Source organism: Campylobacter concisus UNSWCS (genome assembly GCF_000466685.1).
Classification (GTDB): Bacteria; Campylobacterota; Campylobacteria; order Campylobacterales; family Campylobacteraceae; genus Campylobacter_A; species Campylobacter_A concisus_A.
Genome location: NZ_ANNG01000066.1, coordinates 1 through 17185, shown reverse-complemented (window position 1 = coordinate 17185; position 17185 = coordinate 1). Strand labels below are relative to the sequence as shown.

The window sequence follows — 17185 nt, the reverse complement described above, 5'->3', positions numbered from 1 at the left end:
TACTGATGATTATAGAAATTTACCTGATTCAAGCAGGGCTTTTCAAGCTCCAGAAAACTCAATCGGCGGTTATAATGACGGCAATGACGCAGGTGCTGGCGATATAGGCGGATCAGCAGCTAACACTCCAGTGGCTATCAAGATATCGCTTGATGGTAGTGGCGAGGCAAGAGAGGCAACTCCAAACGAATATCTAGTCTATAACTTAGGCCTATCAGCTGCTACAAGCTCGACTACACCTACTGATCTAACGCTAAATTTAAGCGGTGCAAGTGCAGGCAGAGACTACTCAAACGCTATGGAGTATTCACTTGATGGCGGAAATAGCTGGATAGCGATACAAAATGGCGGCACGATAAGTGGTGTGGCACCAAGCGATATCGCAAATGTAAAGGTTAGGGTGCAAGTGATAGATGACTACGGTCAAACAGCTGGCAACCAAAACGAGGGCGCAAGCAGCGAGGATCTAGGCGCAAATATCGCTCCTGGCATAAAAGACTACGGCGTTTATAAAGAGGGCGTAACTCTTAGCGTGACTACAAACAACGCAGTTATCACATCTGGTGAGGCTGAGGGTAAGATCATTGATAATGATGATAATGTAAATATCACAGAAAATATAGATGCGACTACAGAGGGCTTAAACCCTGCTCTTATAAATTCTGACCCAAATAATGGCGATAGTATGAAAACTATCATAGACACAAAAGATGGCGATGATACGATAACTATCAAAGAGGAAGTGGTTTTTTCAAGTGGCGTAAATTGGCTAAATAAAGATGCTGATGACGTTGTAAAAATGGGTGATGGCGACGATGTGTTTAATATGGAAAAAGATGCTGATGTTAGTTCTACAAAAATAGATATGGGTAATGCTGGTGGAGAGAACAATCAAGACACAGTAAATATAAATAGCGCTATTCTAGTTGCTACAAGGATCACAAGTCATAATGGCAATGATATATTTACGATTAAAGAAAATTCTTATTTTGACAATGTCTTGTTAAAAACAGGCGATGGCAATGACACTGTAAATTTTGAGGAAAATTCAAGAATAAAAAATACAAAAGTAGATACTGGCTCAGGCAATGATGTAGTTAATATAAAAACTGATCTTTCGGCATATGCGGATAATGACGGAACAACTAACGAGACAGAGTATGCGGGAAGTAGAACTGATGGCTTTATAAAAACAGGCGAAGGCAACGACACTATAAATGTAACTGGCGCAAATTTAAATAGAGTAGATATTGACTCTGGTAATGGCGATCTTAGCAAAGAGCCATATGGTGATACACTAGAATTTATAAGCTCTGCCATAAGAGATTCAGAGATCAAAAGTGGCAATGGCAATGACAACTATAAATTTGAAAATACAAATTTAGATAAAACTTCTGTCAATTCAGGTGAAGGTAACGATACCATCAAAATAGGCGATGAAATAAATATGAAAAATTCATCTGTCACTGGTGGTGATGGAAATGACAAGGTCGATCTTGGTAAGGGTGTGGTTCTAGATAATAGCACTATAACAGGTGGCGAAGGCACAAAAGATACGCTAAAAATCCATGACGACTCGTTTAAGACAACAAATGCTGGTAAGATAAGTGGCTTTGAGATACTTGATATGTCTGAATTTGATGGAGTATTTAGATTTTTTCAAGCATCAGATATATCAAATTTTATAAAAAATGTTGGTGGCGAGGGCGCAACATCATTAACTGTAAAAGGTATAAAAGGTGTTGGCAGATTTGAAGATGGCACATCAGGAATTACAACTTCTAGGGAAGCAGATGGTAATGCTACTACATATGAAGTGCATGATGGCAATCAGACATTTACTCTTAAAATAGAAGAAGTTAATATAATTCCCACAATATAAAATTTAGACCCACTTTTGGGTCTAAACTCTCTTTAAAACAGGGTCAAAATAAAATATATAAATATAACTATATCGTACCTAGGTACAATATACAAATCAAAAAATTAATCATAAAATATTATTGAAATTAATTTTATATCAAGAAGATATTTTGTTAATTTGTTTGCACTGAAGAGAGGGGCTCCATGCAAAGCGAGAAGACAAAAAATTTACTCGATGAAGTAAATGAAACAATAGATTTTATATTTAGAACATGTAACAGAAATGGTGGCACAAAGAAGGCTTTAGAAGATAAAAAGCTAAGTAGAGAAATTTTAAAAGATAAATTTAAATCGATCTTTTTAAAATTTGGCCAGATAGATGAGGCTAGTTTTAAGAGTGCGATCCTTGCAAATGAGGAAGCAAAAGAGCTAAATGAGATAGCGATGGCTCTTGAGATAGACAAAGATGTAAGCTTGCTAGAGCTAGAGCGAGCGATAAATTTTGACCTAACTAGCGTCAAAGAAGAAATTTATAAATTTCAAAATAATAACTAATACACTCGGTGTGAGAGAGAGGGGTCTCACACCAAATATTATGCTTATATAATTTTTATTTCATGGATTTTTGTAAGAGTTGTTTATCTATATAAATTTAGGAGCAAATGCCCCTAAATTTTAGTTATTTGCGTCAAATTTCTTAAGAGAAAAAAGAACAAATTTGTAGCTAATAAATAGCGTTACTGGCCAAAGTATCAAAAAAATTCCTGCTTCTAACATCTTTTATCCTTAGTATGCGTGTTGATCGTTTTTGATCTCATCTTGTGTGATCTTCTTGCTATCTATCGCTCTCCAGACGATGAAGATATAGGCAAGCACTACTGGTACTAGCAAGCTAACATAGGCCATAACGCCAAGTGTGTAGTGGCTAGAGCTTGCATTTTTGATAGTTAGCGAGCTAGAGAGGTCGCTAAATGACGGATAAAATGCTGTGCCATTTAGTCCTGTTATCAAAAATAGCGCGGTCACAGCAAGCGTTACGCCAACGCCGTAAGCAAAAATTCCACGGATGCTTTTTGTAAATGCTCCTTGGAAAATTCCAACAAGCACCAAAAGCACACCAACAAGTAGTAGCACGCCAGCGACAGGCATCTCGATCAAATTTATGGCGTATTTGTAAGCAACAAGGCTAACTACGCCGTTTGCGTCGTATGCAAAGCCATCTTTTGTAAGTATCCAAGCAAGAAAGCCTAAGAAAAATGGCAAGAATAGCACAGTATTGATAATTAGCTGTTTTTTAGCGTTTTGTATAAATTCGCCATCAGCGATATTGTTTATAAGATATAAGCAGCCGCCTACGCGAGATAAGAAAAACATCGCTAAGCCAAGCAAATACAAGTAAGGATTTGCCAACGCTTCAAGGCCGCGAAACGGAGTCTTCCACTCGACAAAGTTATGCTCATTTAGCACAAAGTCGCTACCGCTAAAAAATGTACTAACCGCCATGCCGATAAGGATAACGCCAAGTGAGCCATTTATGAAAAGGAAAATTTCATAAGTTCTAGCGCCTAAGAAGTTATCAGGCTTTTTGCGGTACTCGTAGCTTACAGCTTGGACGATAAAGCAAAATAAAATAGCCAGCCAAACCCAGTAAGCGCCACCAAAACTAGTAGCGTAAAATAGCGGGAACGCCGCAAAGCACGCGCCACCAAACATAACAAGCGTCGTAAATGTAAGCTCCCATTTTCTACCGATAGAATTTATGAGCATATCTTTTTTAAGCTCGTCCTTGCCAAGGCTAAAGATGAGCGACTGGCCGCCTTGAACAAACATCATAAAGACCAAAAGTCCGCCAAGAAGGCTAACTATAAACCACCAATAAATTTGTAAATTTTCTAAGCTTAAACTATGCATGGTCGTTAAATCCTATCTTTATTTGCTTAAGCATGATCTTGATCTCGGCAATTAGCAAGAGTGTAAATAAAACAGCAAATAATGTAAATGAAATTTTGACATTTGAGTCCGATAAATTTGTAGCTCCAACGCCAACGGTCATGAGATCTTGAATTACCCAAGGCTGACGGCCGACTTCTGTTACTATCCAGCCAGCCTCAGCTGCGACGTAGCCAAGCGGTATGGTAAAGAGGCAGACCCACAAAAATACTCTTATGTTTTCAAATTTATATTTTTTTGAAAGATTTAGATAGAGCGTAATAGCAAAAAGAGCTATGAAATATGTACCAAGTGCTACCATGATGTGGAAGCTATAAAATGTAAGCGCAACTGGCGGCACTGCCTCTTTTGCGTCTTTAAGATAGCCATATCCTAAGAAATTTAGGTTGCTCTCTAAATTTGAAAGTGAGCTTTTCATCAAGCTCTCGTCATTTGCTTTTTTAGCCTCTTTGTAGTTTTTAAGAGCTTCGATAGCTACTTTGCCCTTTGCCATCTTCTCTTCTACGCTTATTAGATTGTGCTCGCTGTTGCCATAAAGTAGGTCGTTTATGCCTGGTGTAAATGAATTAAGCTCTCTGTTTGCCATGATGCCAAGTGCGTAAGGTACCTTTATCTCAAACAAAAAGGCATTGCTCTCATCGCCAAGCTTTTTAGCTGGGTTTAAAATACCAGCAGCAACTAGGCCAGCGTTTTTCTCGCCCTTGTAAAGTCCCTCCATGGCTGCTAGCTTCATAGGCTGCTTTTGAGCCGCAAGATATGCGCTCTCATCGCCGCTAAGTAGTAAAAATGCCGAAGTGATAAGGCCAAATGCGCTAGCAACGACGATGCTTTTTTTAGCAAGCAAGATGTGGCGTTTTTGGATCAAAAACCAAGCAGAAATTCCTATCACAAAAAGAGCTGAGATAGTGTAGCCACTAGTTACTGTGTGTAAAAATTTAGTGATACCAACTGGATTTAGTGCGACTTCGAAGAAATTTTGCATCTCCATTCTAGCGGTATCTGGGTTAAATTTCATGCCTATTGGATACTGCATCCAGCCATTTGCGATCAAGATCCAAAGTGCGCTTAAATTTGAACCGATCGCGACAAGCCAAGTTGAAAATAGGTGAAATTTCTTGCTAACTTTATCCCAGCCAAAAAACATAATGGCAAAAAATGTACTCTCCATGAAAAATGCTAGCAAGCCTTCAATCGCAAGTGGAGCGCCAAATATATCGCCTACAAACCAGCTATAATTCGCCCAGTTTGTACCAAACTCAAACTCCATGATGATGCCAGTTGCCACACCGATAGCGAAATTTATACCAAAGAGCTTTAGCCAAAATTTCGTTATCTCAAGCCAGGCCTTATCGCCAGTTTTGACATATATCGTCTCCATAATGGCGATGATAAAACTTAGCCCCAACGTAAGCGGGACAAACAAAAAGTGGTAAATGGCAGTCAGCGCAAACTGAGCCCTAGACCAATCAACAAAATCCATCTCAGACATTTTATTCCTTTATTAAATTACGAATTACAAATTCGCTTTTTTCTTCGTCAGTTTGAAATTTGGTATTAAGAGTTTCATCAAAGATGAAGACCTTTAAAATTCCAAACATAATGATAAGCTTTATCGCTATGAGAAGCCATAGTTTCTTGCCTATTTTCATATTTTTAAAGCCGTCTATATATAAAGAGGCGATGTTTTTTAAGCAGTTTTTAATCATGATGTCGAAGTCTATAACAAAAAAACTTAAAGAATAATTTTTAAAAATTGCACGATTAATGCCTTACTAAATATTTAAGGGGTATAATCGGCAGATTAAAAAATAACTAAAGTTAAGGAAATTTTGATGGCAAAAGAGACGAAGTATATTTTTATCACAGGTGGCGTTTTAAGCTCACTTGGAAAAGGCATCGCAGCTGCGTCTATCGCGACATTACTTAAAAATTCTGGCTTAAAGGTGAGCGTCTTAAAAGCTGACCCATATATCAACGTAGATCCAGGCACGATGAGCCCACTAGAACACGGCGAAGTCTTTGTCACAGACGATGGCGCTGAAACAGACCTAGACCTTGGTCACTACGAGAGATTTTTAGATGAGAGCCTAAGTCAGGATAATAACTTCACAACGGGCAGAGTTTATAGCTCGGTTATCGAAAAAGAGCGCCGTGGCGACTACCTTGGAAAGACTATACAAGTGATCCCTCACATCGTTGGCGAGATCGTTGATCGTATCAAAAAAGCAGGTGAGGGCAAAGATGTGCTTATCGTTGAGATAGGCGGAACCGTTGGCGACATCGAGGGACTACCATTTTTAGAGGCGATAAGAGCCTTAAGAGTAGAAGTTGGCAAAAAAAGAGCATTAAATATCCACCTAACGCTTGTGCCATTTATCAAAGTAGCTGGTGAGCTAAAAACAAAGCCAACTCAGCATAGTGTAGGCGAGCTAAGACGCATCGGCATAAGCCCAGATATCATCATCTGCAGGTCTGAAATGCCACTAAACCGCGAGCTAAAAGATAAGATCGCAGCAAGCTGTGGCGTAGAGAAAAACTGCGTCATAGAAAGCCTTGATAGCGCAAGTATCTATCAAATTCCACTTTCATTTTTAAAGCAAGACATCCTAGTGCCGATCGCTGAAAATTTAGGCTTTGGTGAGCTAAAACCAGACATGGCAAACTGGGATAGCCTAGTAAAAAGGATCATCGCTCCAACAAATGAAACAACAATCGCCTTTGTAGGCAAATATATCGATCTAAAAGAGAGCTATAAGAGCCTAACTGAGGGCATCATCCATGCTGGAGCAAATTTAGACGCTAGGGTAAATTTACGCTGGATAGATAGCGAAAAGATAGAGGAGAGTAATGTAAATGAGCTTTTAAAAGACGTGGATGGCATCTTGGTAGCTGGCGGTTTTGGTGAAAGAGGCGTTTTAGGCAAGATGCAGGCCATAAAATTTGCTCGTGAAAACAAGATCCCATATCTTGGAATTTGCCTTGGTATGCAGCTAGCGATGATCGAGTTTGCAAGGGATGTTTTGGGCTTAGAAGATGCAAATTCTATGGAGTTTAACAAAGAGTGCAAAAATCCTATCATATATCTAATAGATAGCTTCATTGACGCCCACGGTAAAAAGCAGATAAGAACGCACACAAGCCCACTTGGCGGCACGATGAGGCTAGGTGCTTATAACTGTGACATCAAACCAAAGACGCTTTTAGCTGAAATTTATGGCAACGCAAAGAGCGTAAAAGAGCGCCACCGCCACCGCTACGAGGCAAATCCAAAATATAAAGAGGTCTTTGAAAAGGCTGGCCTTATAGTAAGTGGCGAAAGCGACGGACTAGTAGAGGCGATCGAGCTAAAAGGACATCCGTGGTTTGTAGGCGTGCAGTGTCACCCTGAATTTACTAGCCGCTTAACTAGACCAAACCCTGTGATACTAGGCTTTATAAAAGCAAGCTTGGCTAATCACGTAAAATGATAAATTTGCAAAAATATTTAAGTAAAGATAAAGTATATGATACATAAAATTGCACCATAATTACTATTGAAGGGATTAACATGAAAAATTGTGTTTTAAAAGGTGTTTTAACACTTTCACTTGCTAGCTCATTTGCATTGGCTGAAGGTGGATTTGCTGGAGTTGAAGGTGGCTATGATTTTAACTCAAAGCTAACTGGTGGTTTAAAAGATAATAGACCAAACATAGGAATAAAGGGTGGTTATGACTTTGATATAGCTAGAGTTTATGGTGGATACTTCTATCACGCTAAAGCTAAAGATAGCCATGGCAGTATAGTGGATGCAAAATGGACAAATCATAAATTTGTAGTAGGTGGTGACTATACACCAACCATAACTGAAGACTGGAAATTAATTGCTGGTCTTTATACTGGTCTTTCAACAATAAATTTTAATGCATATAATAATAAAGGTGCTGTTATAGAGATGTATGATGTTACAAAAGTTGGTTGGCTATTGGGTGCTAAAGTAGGTGGCGAGTATAGTTTTGATAAAAATAATGCACTTGAATTCGGCTTAAAAACTGATAAAACTTGGTATCCTTCAGCGTATAATCTTGATTTTAAATCGACAGATGTTGGCGCTTATCTAGGCTACACATATAAATTTTAATTTTTGGGGTCTTAAGACCCCTTGTTTTTCTTTAAATTTCTCTCATTTTTTACTTCAAATTTACAATGTCTAATTTATAAAGAGTATCAATTTAATAAAAGTTTTTTGCCCTAAAAATCTTACTTTCAATGAAAATTATAAGAAATTAAATTTCAAAAAGATATAATCAAAGCATTCAAAATAAAGACGAAAGATTACGATGAAAAAAAAGCATTTTTGTTGCCAAATTTTTGGCAGTTTGGGTGTAAATTTAAGTGAGCAAATAGCATTAGTAAAAGTTGGCATGGCGTCAAAAAGTCCTTGCCAAAGCTATGTTAACTAAAGAGGATATTAGGAATTTACTAGCACGTAGATTTTGTAACGACATACACAAAAAACTTAGTGAAATTCCAACGCCAAGCGCTCTAAAGGATATCTACAAAGGCGCTAATCGCATCAAAGAAGCGATCGAGAAAAACGAACATATCGCTATTGTTGGCGATTATGACGTTGATGGCGTGGTTTCAAGTGTGATTTTAGCCGAGTTTTTTGATGATCTTGGCGTAAAAAACTACCTAGTAAAGATCCCAAACCGATTTAAGGACGGATACGGCTTAAACCCTGAGATCATCGACGAGCTTGCAAGCGATGTGAGTCTAATAATCACCGTCGATAACGGCATCTCGGCTAATGACGCCGCCGCTATCTGCAAAGAAAAAGGCATAGATCTCATCATCACAGATCACCACATGCCACCAGCCATTTTGCCAGAAGCCTACGCCATAATCAATCCAAAACAAGAGGACTGCAACTTTCCAAATATCGAAATTTGCGGTGCTGAAGTGGCTTGGTATTTGGTTGGAGCGCTAAAGGATGTTTGCAAGCTAAACTACGATATGAGCAAGTTTTTAGAGCTTTTAGCCATCGCGATAATCGCTGATATGATGGAGCTAAGAGATATGAACAGGATGCTCGTTCGCATGGGTATTTGCAAGCTAAATGCCTCGAAGCGCTCGGCATTTTGCGTCATAAAAGAGTTTTACGGCAAGGATAAATTTGAGTGTGATGATATCAGCTTTCTTATAGCGCCTCTTATAAATTCAGCTGGACGCATGGACGATGCGATGAATTCATTTAACTTCTTGCGTGCAAAGAGCATCGAAGAGGCTTATAACTACCTTGATACGATCATTGAGTTTAACAACTCCAGAAAAGAGGAGGAGCGCCAACTCTTTGAGTGCTCGCTAAAGGACGTAAAAGAGGACGATGAGGTCATCATCACTTGGGGAGAGCAGTGGCATGAGGGCGTGATAGGCATCGTGGCTAGCCGCCTGGCAAAGCACTTTGCAAAGCCAGCTATCGTCTTTAGCATCGATAAAGGCCGCGCAAAAGGCAGTGCTAGAAGTGTTGGCAAGCTTGATATCTTATCACTCATCGCAAGCCACGAAGATCTGCTAACAAGCTACGGCGGTCACAAAGGTGCAGCAGGGCTAACTCTTGCACCTGAAAATTTGGAAAAATTTAAAGAGGCGATAAATAAAAGCTGCTCATGCCTAAATATGCAAGAGTGCAAAAGCTCAGACGAGCTACTTGGCGACATAATGCCAAACGAGATCGACTTTGAACTACTTGAAATTTTGGAATTTTATGAGCCGTACGGACAGAAAAATCCACGTCCAGTCTTTAAGATAGAAAACGCTGTCGTGAAAAACGAGAGGCTCATAGGCAGGGATCAAAACCACTTAAAACTTATCTTGCAAAAAGACAACAAAACGCTTGAGGCGCTGTTTTTTAACTTTACAAGGCACGTTAGAGTAGGCGAAATGATAGATATCATCTTTTGCGTATCTAAAAATTCGTTCCGCGGTCTTGTTACGCCGCAGCTTCTTATACGAGAAATTTTATAGCATTTTGCCTAGTCGTTTGAAATTGAATGACCAAATATCTTTAAAATCGAAATGCTGACTACACTCCAAACATCACAGAAAACTTTAAAGCTGTGCTTGGTGGTTACGCTGGTCTTGGTTATCTAAGTGTTAGACAAAGCTTTGAAAACGAAACTAGCAAGAAAAATTTCAAAGGTTTGTTGGTTGGTGCAAAAGCTGGCGGTATCTACTCATTTGACGCTCACAGCGCGCTTGAGTTTGGCTTAAAGGCTGATAAGACATTTTATAAGAAAAATAGTGGCGCTCAGCTAAGAGATACAAGTGTTGGAATTTACACAGGCTACACTTATAAATTCTAATAAATTCTATTTTTATGGCAAGGCTTAGGCTTTGCCTCTCCTAAAAACTCACATTTATTCTTTAAATTTATAACTCAAGCAACTTTTAAGTGGCACAAGATAGAATGGCTCTTATCTAAAAAGGAGAAAAATGAAAACCAAATCGCTTCTTGCCATTGTGCTCTGTGCCGTTTTTAGTAGCCTTGCCTTTTGCGAACCAAAAAGCGAGCCAACGCTAACAAAAAGTAGAAATTTAGTTGGTCAGACGGTGCCAGGCGCTATTTTGGGCATTAAGGTGTCAAAGGAGTATCAAGCCAAATTTGATAGTGCAAAGCCTAGGATGCAGGAATTTTTAGCAAATATGACATGCTATAAGGCTAATAAAAATGATAAATTTATGGAAAGCGGCACAAGGGCACCTGCACTACGAAGAGATGATAGCCATTTAAAAAGGACTAGTGGCACTTGTAGCGACAACGTCGATATCTTGAGCATAGAAAATGTGAAATTTATCGCCAAAAACGCATTTAGCTTTAGCGTTACATTTATCACGGCAGATGGCGAAGAAACTACAAAATTTGATGATCTTATATTTACGCAACAGCCAAGCGGTGAGTGGCTGGTTAGGTGGTAGTTGTAGAGGTAAAAGCCTCTACTCTCTGCCCTCAAGAAGTGGTACAAAAAGGCACTCGTCTAAAAACTCTTTTTCTAAATTTCCGCTCTCGTCTTTTCTAAATTTAGCGATAAACTGCTTGCCATCTTTTTTCATCGGAGCGACCAAGATGCCGCCATTTTTTAGTTGAGCGAATAAATTTGGCGAGATCTCATCAGCAGCAGCCGAGAGTAAAATCCTATCAAACGGCGCGTAGCTTCGCCAGCCGTTGTTGCCATCATCATATCTTACGTGTACGTTTTTGATCTTTAGTGCTTCAAAGCGTTTTTTGGCCTCCATGGCTAGCTTTTCTATGCGCTCGACGCTAAAAATTCTATGTGCGAGCTTGCTTAGTATCGCTGCTTGATAGCCGCTGCCACAGCCTATTTCTAGGATGTTATCCACATTTTCACACTCTAGCGCCATCGTCATCTTTGCCACCGTTAGCGGCGAGCTGATCCATTGATTACCCAGTATCGGCTGCGCGTCAAGTTTATAAGCATGTGCAGGGATAGGCACGAAAATTTCACGCTCGGTTGTTGATATCGCGTCAAACAAAAGCGGACTTAGCGTGATCTCATCGGCTATGTCGCTAGCTAAATTTTGGCATTTTATCGCTTCTAATTGGGTCAAAATTTCTATCCTAAACAAATTTTAAATAGTTATTATACGATTTAAAGCTTATCTTAAAATTTATAAAAGCCCTAAATTTTTCTTTATCTGCGCTATCAAATTTGCGTCAAAAACCGCGCTTTGCTCTAGCGTGCCATCTGGCAAAAAGACCCCAGCGAGCTCAAGATCAAGCGAGCTTGAGATCATGACGTAGCAGTTATTTGCGATCGCAAGTGCCTTGCAAAGGCTAAGGTAGGCCTCTTCTCTGGCCTTGCCCCACATGGCTGGCACCATGATGATGTCACACCCTTTTAGCTTTGCCCAAAGCCTGCTATCACGCAGCTCAAAGCATATCAGCACGCCAAGCTTTAGCCCTTTAAATGTAAATGCATTTATATCGCTCACTTCGCCAGCGGCAAAGATCTCATGCTCTAAATTTGGCCTAAAAAGCTCAGCCTTAAATTGCGAATGAAAGACGTTGTTTGAGTTAAGAAGTAAAAATTCGTTATAGATTTTTGGTTGGTGCGGATTTAGATTTGAAATTTGAGCGAGCCCTGCGCTTTTGTTTAGGCTGCTAAGGTGCGTAAAACCAAGAAATTTATCTGGGCTAAGCGCCTCTTGCAAGCGCTCAAGTAGCATCGCATCAAAGCTGCCTATCATGCCACCAAGCATAGCTTTGTTCGCCCCAGCAAAAAAGCCGTCAAAGTCATAGCCGCTGATGCAAAGCTCACTTGCAAGCAGGAGAGAGTTTTCAGGTGCAGCCTCAACTAAATTTGCAAGCTCTTCTAGCCGCTCGGTAGCATTTTTTGCCTTTAAAGTTAGGCTTATTAGGTTTAAATTTTCGCTCATTTATTTTCCAAATACAAATGTAGTTTGCTTTGGTGCATGACAATCTGCTGGTATCCTAAAATCCATATCCGTTCCGCCGATATCAGGCGTTGGCTTTAGCAAAACAGTTATAGCTGTGATCTTATCATCGCGATGTGAGAGCTGGTCGTTAAAGACCCAGACTTCATAAGAAAACGAGGTTTTATCGTCAAAATATACCATCCTAGTCTCTTTTAGGTCGGTGGATTTAAAGCTACATACCCTATTTATCTGCTTTAAAACATCGACAAAAAGAGCCGACCCGATAGGTGCCAGACTTGGCCGGACATCGCCAGCTGGCATGCTTTGGTAGATGATAACATATTTGGTTTCGTCTGTTTTGACAAGTATGTAAGGGTTAAAACTATTTAATAGATCCTTATTTGCTATGTCGATCGCCCTCTGGCTGCTACTGCTCGCACACCCCACAAAAAGCACGCAGGCAAGGGCTAAGATGCCATTTTTAAAAGTCATCAAAGCTGATACTTCCCTTGCTATAGTTTGTCACCTTTGCTTCAAAGAAATTTGACTTTTGGTCGTTAAATTTAGCAAAGTCATCGACCCATTTGATCGGGTGAGCGACGTTGTATTTGCGTTTTAGGCCGATCGCAACTAGACGCTGGTCGATGAGATAGTGGATGTACTGCTCGATGATATCGTCTGTAAAGCCCATTATCTGGTTTTGGGTGATGTATTTACCCCATTTGATCTCTAAATTTCCAGCTTTTTCAAACATATCATAAATTTTTGCCTCAGTCTCAGGCGTGAAAAGATCAGGCCTCTCTTTGCGGACTGAATTTATCATGTTTTGAAACAAAAGCAGGTGCGTGATCTCGTCGCGTTGGATGAAGCGTATCATCTGCGCTGAGCCCAGCATCTTGCCAGCGCGAGCTAGAGCGTAGATCGCTGTAAAGCCGCTGTAAAAGTAGATACCCTCCAAAATTTGGTTCGCAACCATCGCAAGAAGTAGCTTCTCGTCAGTCACTTCGCCTGCAAGCTCCTCATAGACGCTTGAGATGTAGTTATTTTTCTCACGCAAGACGTCGTCATGCTTCTCCATCTCGTAGATGAGGTCGGTGTTGTCACAGATCGCCTCGACCATGACAGCGTAAGACTTGCTGTGGTTTGCCTCTTCGTAGGCTTGGCGGCTTAGCACGGCGTTGATCTCTGGTGCGGTGATGTAAGGGTTGATGTTGTCAGCTAGGTTGTTTGTCTGGAAGCTATCCATCGAGATGAGCTGGCTCCAGACGAGGTCGTACATGCGTTTTTCAGCCTCTGTGAGATTGTAGGCGTAGTCGCGCACGTCGTCGGTGGTATCGACCTCTTTTGGAAACCAGGTGTTTGCCTCCATGAGGTCCCAAAGCTTTAACGCCCACTCGTATTTTGCCTTGGTGAAATTTAAAATGCCGTGTGGGTTGCCGTTAAAGACTCTTCTGTCGGTCAAATTTTCATTTGAACTTGGGTTGTATATGCGTTTTCTATTCATAAATTTCTCTCTTATTTGTGGTAAAAATTTCTTAAAATCTTACCCAAAGCAAGGTAAAAATTTACTTTTATTTAGATGGCTTTGCTCCTTTTTATGGTCATCAAAAAGCCAGTTATTATTAGTAAAACCGCGATCATGCAAGAGATGGCAAAGACGATCTGACCGATCTCGCCAAACATCTCTCCAGTGTGCAGGCTAAGCACTTTGCGGCCCGCTTTTTTAGCCTCTGGGATGCTTTCAGCCTTGCTAACAAGCTTGTTTTCTTTGATCTTGCCAGCGCTCGCGTCAAGTTTTAGTTTGCCCACTTGGCTCTCGCTAGTTTCGTAGTTTATAGTGTAGGTGCTTTGGTTGTTTTCAGGCACGTTTATCGTGAGTGATTTTAGCTCTAGCGTGACATTGTCTTTAAAAATTTGCTCCGCAGTCTCGATCTCTTTAAATTTATCATCGCTTATCGGGACTAAATTTCTTTGAGGCATTGCCCTTTGCGCTTGGCTTGGTTTTAGCTCGAAAAATACGCTATTTACGCTGTTTCTGACCCAGCCATAAGACCAGTAAAGGCCAGTTAGCGACATCACGACAAGTAGGATCGCCACGTAGGTGCCAAGGCTCGTGTGGAGGTTGTAAAAGCAGGCGTAGCCCTTTGCACTTGGCTTGATCTTTAGCGAATTTAGCAAATTTCGCTTGATCGCTGGTGCGTAGAGGATGAGGCCGCTGATGGCAAGAAGCGCCATGATGATGGAGCTAATGGCGACTATTTGCTTGCCGATGTTGGCTGGGACCTTGCTATCAAGCAGGGCAAGGCCTAAATTTCTATGCAGGCTAAGTGTGACCACGCGAAATTTCTCGCCCCAGTCCTCGCTGATCACCTCGCCGGTGCGTGGATCGACAAAGAAATTTTGGAGTTTTTTGTCTTTGGTGACGCTGATGCTATAAGCTTTGTTTTCGCCACCGATTTGTACGTTTTCAAGCGTGTCAAATTTGATCTCACTTTTTGCTTTGGCGAGGATCTCGCTTAAGCTTAAATTTGGCTTTTCGCTGGGCGCTAAATTTATATATTTTTCATTTATCGCAGACTTGATCTCCTCTCTATAAGAGGCAAATGGCGCTGCAAGTGTCATGATAAGTAGCGGTATAGTCGCGATCAGACCGATTATTAGGTGGATGTTGAAAATGATTTTGTTACGCTTGAAAAGCATATATCTCCTTTTAATTTTAATAACGAATATTAATTTATTTTTTGTTAAGTAGAGATAAAATTTAGAAGATTATTTTTTAGTTATCTAGATGTGATTTTAGATTTTGCAGTTGGCAAAAGTAGCTCAAATGTTGAAATAGCCGCATTTAGATCCTTTTTGTCTAAAAATTTAAACGGCCTTAGCAGGTAGAAAAGTGGCTTAAATTTCACTATTAAGCGCAAAGAGTGCTCGTAAATTTCGCTGCCATTAGCCTTAATGTACTCGTCAATCGCCTCCTTTACAAGCTTGTTTGAAATTTTTTGTCGGTAGAGCTCGTGGATGAAAACTAGCAGATCACGACACTTTCTAAGCTCTAGATCATCGCTAAAAAATTTTGACTCAAAATCAAGAAAATTTATCTCATCATTTTTTATGGCGATATCCCTAAGCGCTGGGCGTCCGTGTGCGAAATTTAGTGCGTGAAGTCCAGCTAATGCGCGGGCTGCTTTTAGTAAAATTTCATGCTTAAAATTTTCATCGGTACTATATTTAAATAGTCTAGAAACTGGCTCGCCAACATCTTCTATAACGAAAAATTCATCACTTTTTAGCACGAGCTTTGGAGCAGGGGCATTTGCCTCGTTTAAAATTTCAATCTTTTTTATCTCAGCAGCAAATGACTTATAAGGGTTTGGTTTAAAAATTTTAGTTAAAAAGCTGCCTTCAATGCTCTTTTCAATGCGCTTTAACCAAAATTTTTGCCCATCAAATTCAAAGCTAAATACACGCTCGTCGCGGTGATCTTTTAAAATTTCATTTATATATTGTTTTAAATTTTGCATGTTTGTTAATGTAGCGAAAGAATTCTAAATTTTTATATATATTTGACGTAAAATTTCATGAAAAACGTGAAAATATTTGTTAGCAAAAAAGAGATTAAATTCATGGTGGAGTTAAGCGGGATCGAACCGCCGACCTCTTGAATGCCATTCAAGCGCTCTCCCAGCTGAGCTATAACCCCAAAAGATTTGGTATTTTATCTTTTTATGGCTTACATTTTTTTGAAAGTCGTTTTTATAAAATAAATTTTTAAGCAACTTTTGGGTAACATTGCAACCTTTAATGCGGGAATAGCTCAGGGGTAGAGCACAACCTTGCCAAGGTTGGGGTCGCGAGTTCGAATCTCGTTTCCCGCTCCATTAAATTTGCCCGAGTGGCGGAATGGTAGACGCAAGGGACTTAAAATCCCTCGGTAGTTTTTACCGTACCGGTTCAAGTCCGGTCTCGGGCACCACCAAAACGGCGACATGGCCAAGTGGTAAGGCATGAGCCTGCAAAGCTTTGATCCCCGGTTCGAATCCGGGTGTCGCCTCCAACTTCAAAAATAACTACATAAAGGGATAACGATGAAAAAATTGCTTTTAATAGTATGCATGGCATTTTTCGCGGTAGGTTGTTCAAACACTTGGCACGGTGTAAAAGAAGATACGCATAATGCTAAAGAATGGACTAAAGAAAAGGTTAATAGCGGCGCTAGTTACGTCAAAGAAAAAACAGAATAATTCAAAGTGGTTATAGCAAATTTTAAGCAAAGTTGGCTATAATCACAAATCTTTAATTCGGGAGATGGCTGAGCGGTCGAAAGCGGCGGTCTTGAAAACCGTTGAGGTGTGAAAGCCTCCTGGGGTTCGAATCCCTATCTCCCGGCCACTTCAAATTTAAAATCACTTTTTATTTTTAATTTTTTAGAATTTGGGCTCAACATAACTTAATATAAACATGATCCATGTTAAATTGTGGCAAAAACTGTGTTCTTAGAAAAGCTAAAAATAGCAGAATTTTAGTCTCAAAAAAGTGTGAGAACAAAGTAAATTTAACGCTTGGATGAAAATATACAAAAGTTACCTTGACACTAAAGAGCAAAAGGCAATAAATGTGTCTTACCAGATGGCGAAACAAGTGTCGTTTTAAGTAATAGCAAGGTCGCTGTAAATGCTATAAAAGAGAGCGTCTTGCCAGAGGGCAAAAATATAGAGGTTTTGACGATGCAGTCTATTAAAGGTCTTGAAGCGCAAAATGTCATCATCTACAACTTTTTGCCGTTTTTGCAGACCATATATAAAAATGAAAGGGCGCTTTTTTATAGAAAAATTTACGTCTTACTAACTAGAAGTATCCGCGCGCATTTAAAATGAGAGTATTTTACATTTAAAATGAGAGTGGAATAAGGATAAAATTTGGTTTACTATCATTTTAA

18 protein-coding genes and 5 tRNA genes are annotated in these 17185 nt (G+C 39.9%); 13 read left to right on the top strand and 10 right to left on the bottom strand.

Annotated features, from left to right (window positions below; genetic code table 11):
- Together UNSWCS_RS12050 and UNSWCS_RS10305 are read left to right on the top strand one after the other, a co-directional pair.
- A partial coding sequence (locus UNSWCS_RS12050) for a hypothetical protein (RefSeq protein ID WP_035143970.1) occupies positions 1-1882 on the top strand: 1882 nt, incomplete at its 5' end.
- A gap of 185 nt (positions 1883-2067) precedes the next feature.
- A complete protein-coding gene (locus UNSWCS_RS10305; protein WP_021088445.1) occupies positions 2068-2418 on the top strand; it encodes a hypothetical protein in 351 nt (116 codons plus the stop codon).
- A 231-nt stretch (positions 2419-2649) separates the two neighbouring features.
- On the opposite strand, the gene UNSWCS_RS10300 is transcribed toward UNSWCS_RS10305, so the two are convergent.
- The 3 genes from UNSWCS_RS10300 to UNSWCS_RS10290 are packed head-to-tail and all read right to left on the bottom strand — an operon-like array spanning position 2650 to position 5519.
- Positions 2650-3774 carry a cytochrome d ubiquinol oxidase subunit II gene (locus tag UNSWCS_RS10300; RefSeq protein ID WP_021088448.1) on the bottom strand — a complete coding sequence of 375 codons (1125 nt, stop codon included), beginning with the start codon at positions 3772-3774 and terminating at the stop codon, positions 2650-2652.
- A complete protein-coding gene (locus tag UNSWCS_RS10295; protein ID WP_021088443.1) occupies positions 3767-5302 on the bottom strand; it encodes a cytochrome ubiquinol oxidase subunit I in 1536 nt (511 codons plus the stop codon). Before UNSWCS_RS10295 ends, UNSWCS_RS10300 begins: the two co-directional genes overlap by 8 nt.
- A gap of 1 nt (position 5303) precedes the next feature.
- A complete protein-coding gene (locus UNSWCS_RS10290) occupies positions 5304-5519 on the bottom strand; it encodes a DUF4492 domain-containing protein (RefSeq protein ID WP_009295224.1) in 216 nt (71 codons plus the stop codon).
- A 126-nt stretch (positions 5520-5645) separates the two neighbouring features.
- On the opposite strand from UNSWCS_RS10290, the gene UNSWCS_RS10285 reads away from it, so the two are divergent.
- From UNSWCS_RS10285 to UNSWCS_RS10265, 5 genes are all read left to right on the top strand, one after another.
- Positions 5646-7280 carry a CTP synthase gene (locus tag UNSWCS_RS10285; protein WP_021088456.1) on the top strand — a complete coding sequence of 545 codons (1635 nt, stop codon included), beginning with the start codon at positions 5646-5648 and terminating at the stop codon, positions 7278-7280.
- Positions 7281-7360: 80 nt separating this feature from the next.
- A complete protein-coding gene (locus tag UNSWCS_RS10280) occupies positions 7361-7933 on the top strand; it encodes an outer membrane protein (RefSeq protein WP_021088449.1) in 573 nt (190 codons plus the stop codon).
- 311 nt (positions 7934-8244) lie between these two features.
- Positions 8245-9819: a single-stranded-DNA-specific exonuclease RecJ gene (recJ, locus tag UNSWCS_RS10275; protein ID WP_035143968.1), complete on the top strand. Its 1575-nt coding sequence runs from the start codon at positions 8245-8247 to the stop codon at positions 9817-9819.
- Positions 9820-9911: 92 nt separating this feature from the next.
- Complete coding sequence (locus UNSWCS_RS10270) at positions 9912-10157, top strand: hypothetical protein (RefSeq protein WP_021088453.1); 246 nt, start codon at positions 9912-9914, stop codon at positions 10155-10157.
- Positions 10158-10287: 130 nt separating this feature from the next.
- Positions 10288-10770 carry a hypothetical protein gene (locus tag UNSWCS_RS10265; RefSeq protein WP_021088451.1) on the top strand — a complete coding sequence of 161 codons (483 nt, stop codon included), beginning with the start codon at positions 10288-10290 and terminating at the stop codon, positions 10768-10770.
- An 18-nt stretch (positions 10771-10788) separates the two neighbouring features.
- Here the strand turns inward: UNSWCS_RS10265 and UNSWCS_RS10260 are convergent, their stop codons facing one another.
- The 7 genes from UNSWCS_RS10260 to UNSWCS_RS10230 all read right to left on the bottom strand — a co-directional run bounded on the left by UNSWCS_RS10260 (position 10789) and on the right by UNSWCS_RS10230 (position 15949).
- Positions 10789-11421 (bottom strand): protein-L-isoaspartate(D-aspartate) O-methyltransferase, encoded by a 633-nt coding sequence (locus UNSWCS_RS10260; RefSeq protein WP_021088454.1) that lies wholly within the window; start codon positions 11419-11421, stop codon positions 10789-10791.
- A gap of 60 nt (positions 11422-11481) precedes the next feature.
- Entirely contained in the window at positions 11482-12249 is a 768-nt protein-coding gene (locus tag UNSWCS_RS10255) for a carbon-nitrogen hydrolase family protein (RefSeq protein WP_021088440.1), read from the bottom strand.
- The gene (locus UNSWCS_RS10250; protein WP_021088442.1) at positions 12250-12741 is read right to left on the bottom strand and encodes a hypothetical protein; all 492 of its coding nucleotides are present in this window, start codon (positions 12739-12741) and stop codon (positions 12250-12252) included.
- Complete coding sequence (locus UNSWCS_RS10245) at positions 12731-13753, bottom strand: ribonucleotide-diphosphate reductase subunit beta (RefSeq protein ID WP_021088450.1); 1023 nt, start codon at positions 13751-13753, stop codon at positions 12731-12733. Before UNSWCS_RS10245 ends, UNSWCS_RS10250 begins: the two co-directional genes overlap by 11 nt.
- Before the next feature lie 71 nt (positions 13754-13824).
- Complete coding sequence (locus UNSWCS_RS10240; protein ID WP_021088452.1) at positions 13825-14949, bottom strand: PepSY-associated TM helix domain-containing protein; 1125 nt, start codon at positions 14947-14949, stop codon at positions 13825-13827.
- Positions 14950-15029: 80 nt separating this feature from the next.
- Positions 15030-15770, bottom strand: coding sequence for a hypothetical protein (locus UNSWCS_RS10235; RefSeq protein WP_021088444.1), 741 nt, complete (start codon positions 15768-15770; stop codon positions 15030-15032).
- Positions 15771-15873: 103 nt separating this feature from the next.
- A tRNA-Ala gene (locus UNSWCS_RS10230) sits at positions 15874-15949 on the bottom strand.
- A gap of 103 nt (positions 15950-16052) precedes the next feature.
- Here UNSWCS_RS10230 and UNSWCS_RS10225 point away from each other — a divergent pair.
- From UNSWCS_RS10225 to UNSWCS_RS10205, 6 genes are all read left to right on the top strand, one after another.
- Positions 16053-16127, top strand: a tRNA-Gly gene (locus tag UNSWCS_RS10225).
- An 8-nt stretch (positions 16128-16135) separates the two neighbouring features.
- Positions 16136-16222, top strand: a tRNA-Leu gene (locus UNSWCS_RS10220).
- A 7-nt stretch (positions 16223-16229) separates the two neighbouring features.
- A tRNA-Cys gene (locus tag UNSWCS_RS10215) sits at positions 16230-16303 on the top strand.
- Between the two features lie 31 nt (positions 16304-16334).
- Positions 16335-16490 (top strand): hypothetical protein, encoded by a 156-nt coding sequence (locus UNSWCS_RS12415; RefSeq protein WP_009295236.1) that lies wholly within the window; start codon positions 16335-16337, stop codon positions 16488-16490.
- A 58-nt stretch (positions 16491-16548) separates the two neighbouring features.
- Positions 16549-16638: transfer RNA gene (locus UNSWCS_RS10210), tRNA-Ser, on the top strand.
- 335 nt (positions 16639-16973) lie between these two features.
- Positions 16974-17123: a hypothetical protein gene (locus tag UNSWCS_RS10205; protein WP_200862630.1), complete on the top strand. Its 150-nt coding sequence runs from the start codon at positions 16974-16976 to the stop codon at positions 17121-17123.
- Positions 17124-17185 lie beyond the last annotated feature (62 nt).

Excerpts from the sequence above, each read along its gene's own strand:
- UNSWCS_RS10245 (WP_021088450.1), bottom strand. The coding sequence starts at position 13,753 with ATGAATAGAAAACGCATATACAACCCAAGTTCAAATGAAAATTTGACC.
- UNSWCS_RS10250 (WP_021088442.1), bottom strand. The coding sequence starts at position 12,741 with ATGACTTTTAAAAATGGCATCTTAGCCCTTGCCTGCGTGCTTTTTGTG.
- UNSWCS_RS10205 (WP_200862630.1), top strand. The coding sequence starts at position 16,974 with ATGCAGTCTATTAAAGGTCTTGAAGCGCAAAATGTCATCATCTACAAC.
- UNSWCS_RS10265 (WP_021088451.1), top strand. The coding sequence starts at position 10,288 with ATGAAAACCAAATCGCTTCTTGCCATTGTGCTCTGTGCCGTTTTTAGT.
- UNSWCS_RS10280 (WP_021088449.1), top strand. The coding sequence starts at position 7,361 with ATGAAAAATTGTGTTTTAAAAGGTGTTTTAACACTTTCACTTGCTAGC.
- UNSWCS_RS10240 (WP_021088452.1), bottom strand. The coding sequence starts at position 14,949 with ATGCTTTTCAAGCGTAACAAAATCATTTTCAACATCCACCTAATAATC.
- UNSWCS_RS10290 (WP_009295224.1), bottom strand. The coding sequence starts at position 5,519 with ATGATTAAAAACTGCTTAAAAAACATCGCCTCTTTATATATAGACGGC.
- UNSWCS_RS10255 (WP_021088440.1), bottom strand. The coding sequence starts at position 12,249 with ATGAGCGAAAATTTAAACCTAATAAGCCTAACTTTAAAGGCAAAAAAT.
- UNSWCS_RS10285 (WP_021088456.1), top strand. The coding sequence starts at position 5,646 with ATGGCAAAAGAGACGAAGTATATTTTTATCACAGGTGGCGTTTTAAGC.
- UNSWCS_RS10305 (WP_021088445.1), top strand. The coding sequence starts at position 2,068 with ATGCAAAGCGAGAAGACAAAAAATTTACTCGATGAAGTAAATGAAACA.
- UNSWCS_RS10235 (WP_021088444.1), bottom strand. The coding sequence starts at position 15,770 with ATGCAAAATTTAAAACAATATATAAATGAAATTTTAAAAGATCACCGC.
- recJ (WP_035143968.1), top strand. The coding sequence starts at position 8,245 with ATGTTAACTAAAGAGGATATTAGGAATTTACTAGCACGTAGATTTTGT.
- UNSWCS_RS10300 (WP_021088448.1), bottom strand. The coding sequence starts at position 3,774 with ATGCATAGTTTAAGCTTAGAAAATTTACAAATTTATTGGTGGTTTATA.
- UNSWCS_RS10295 (WP_021088443.1), bottom strand. The coding sequence starts at position 5,302 with ATGTCTGAGATGGATTTTGTTGATTGGTCTAGGGCTCAGTTTGCGCTG.
- UNSWCS_RS12415 (WP_009295236.1), top strand. The coding sequence starts at position 16,335 with ATGAAAAAATTGCTTTTAATAGTATGCATGGCATTTTTCGCGGTAGGT.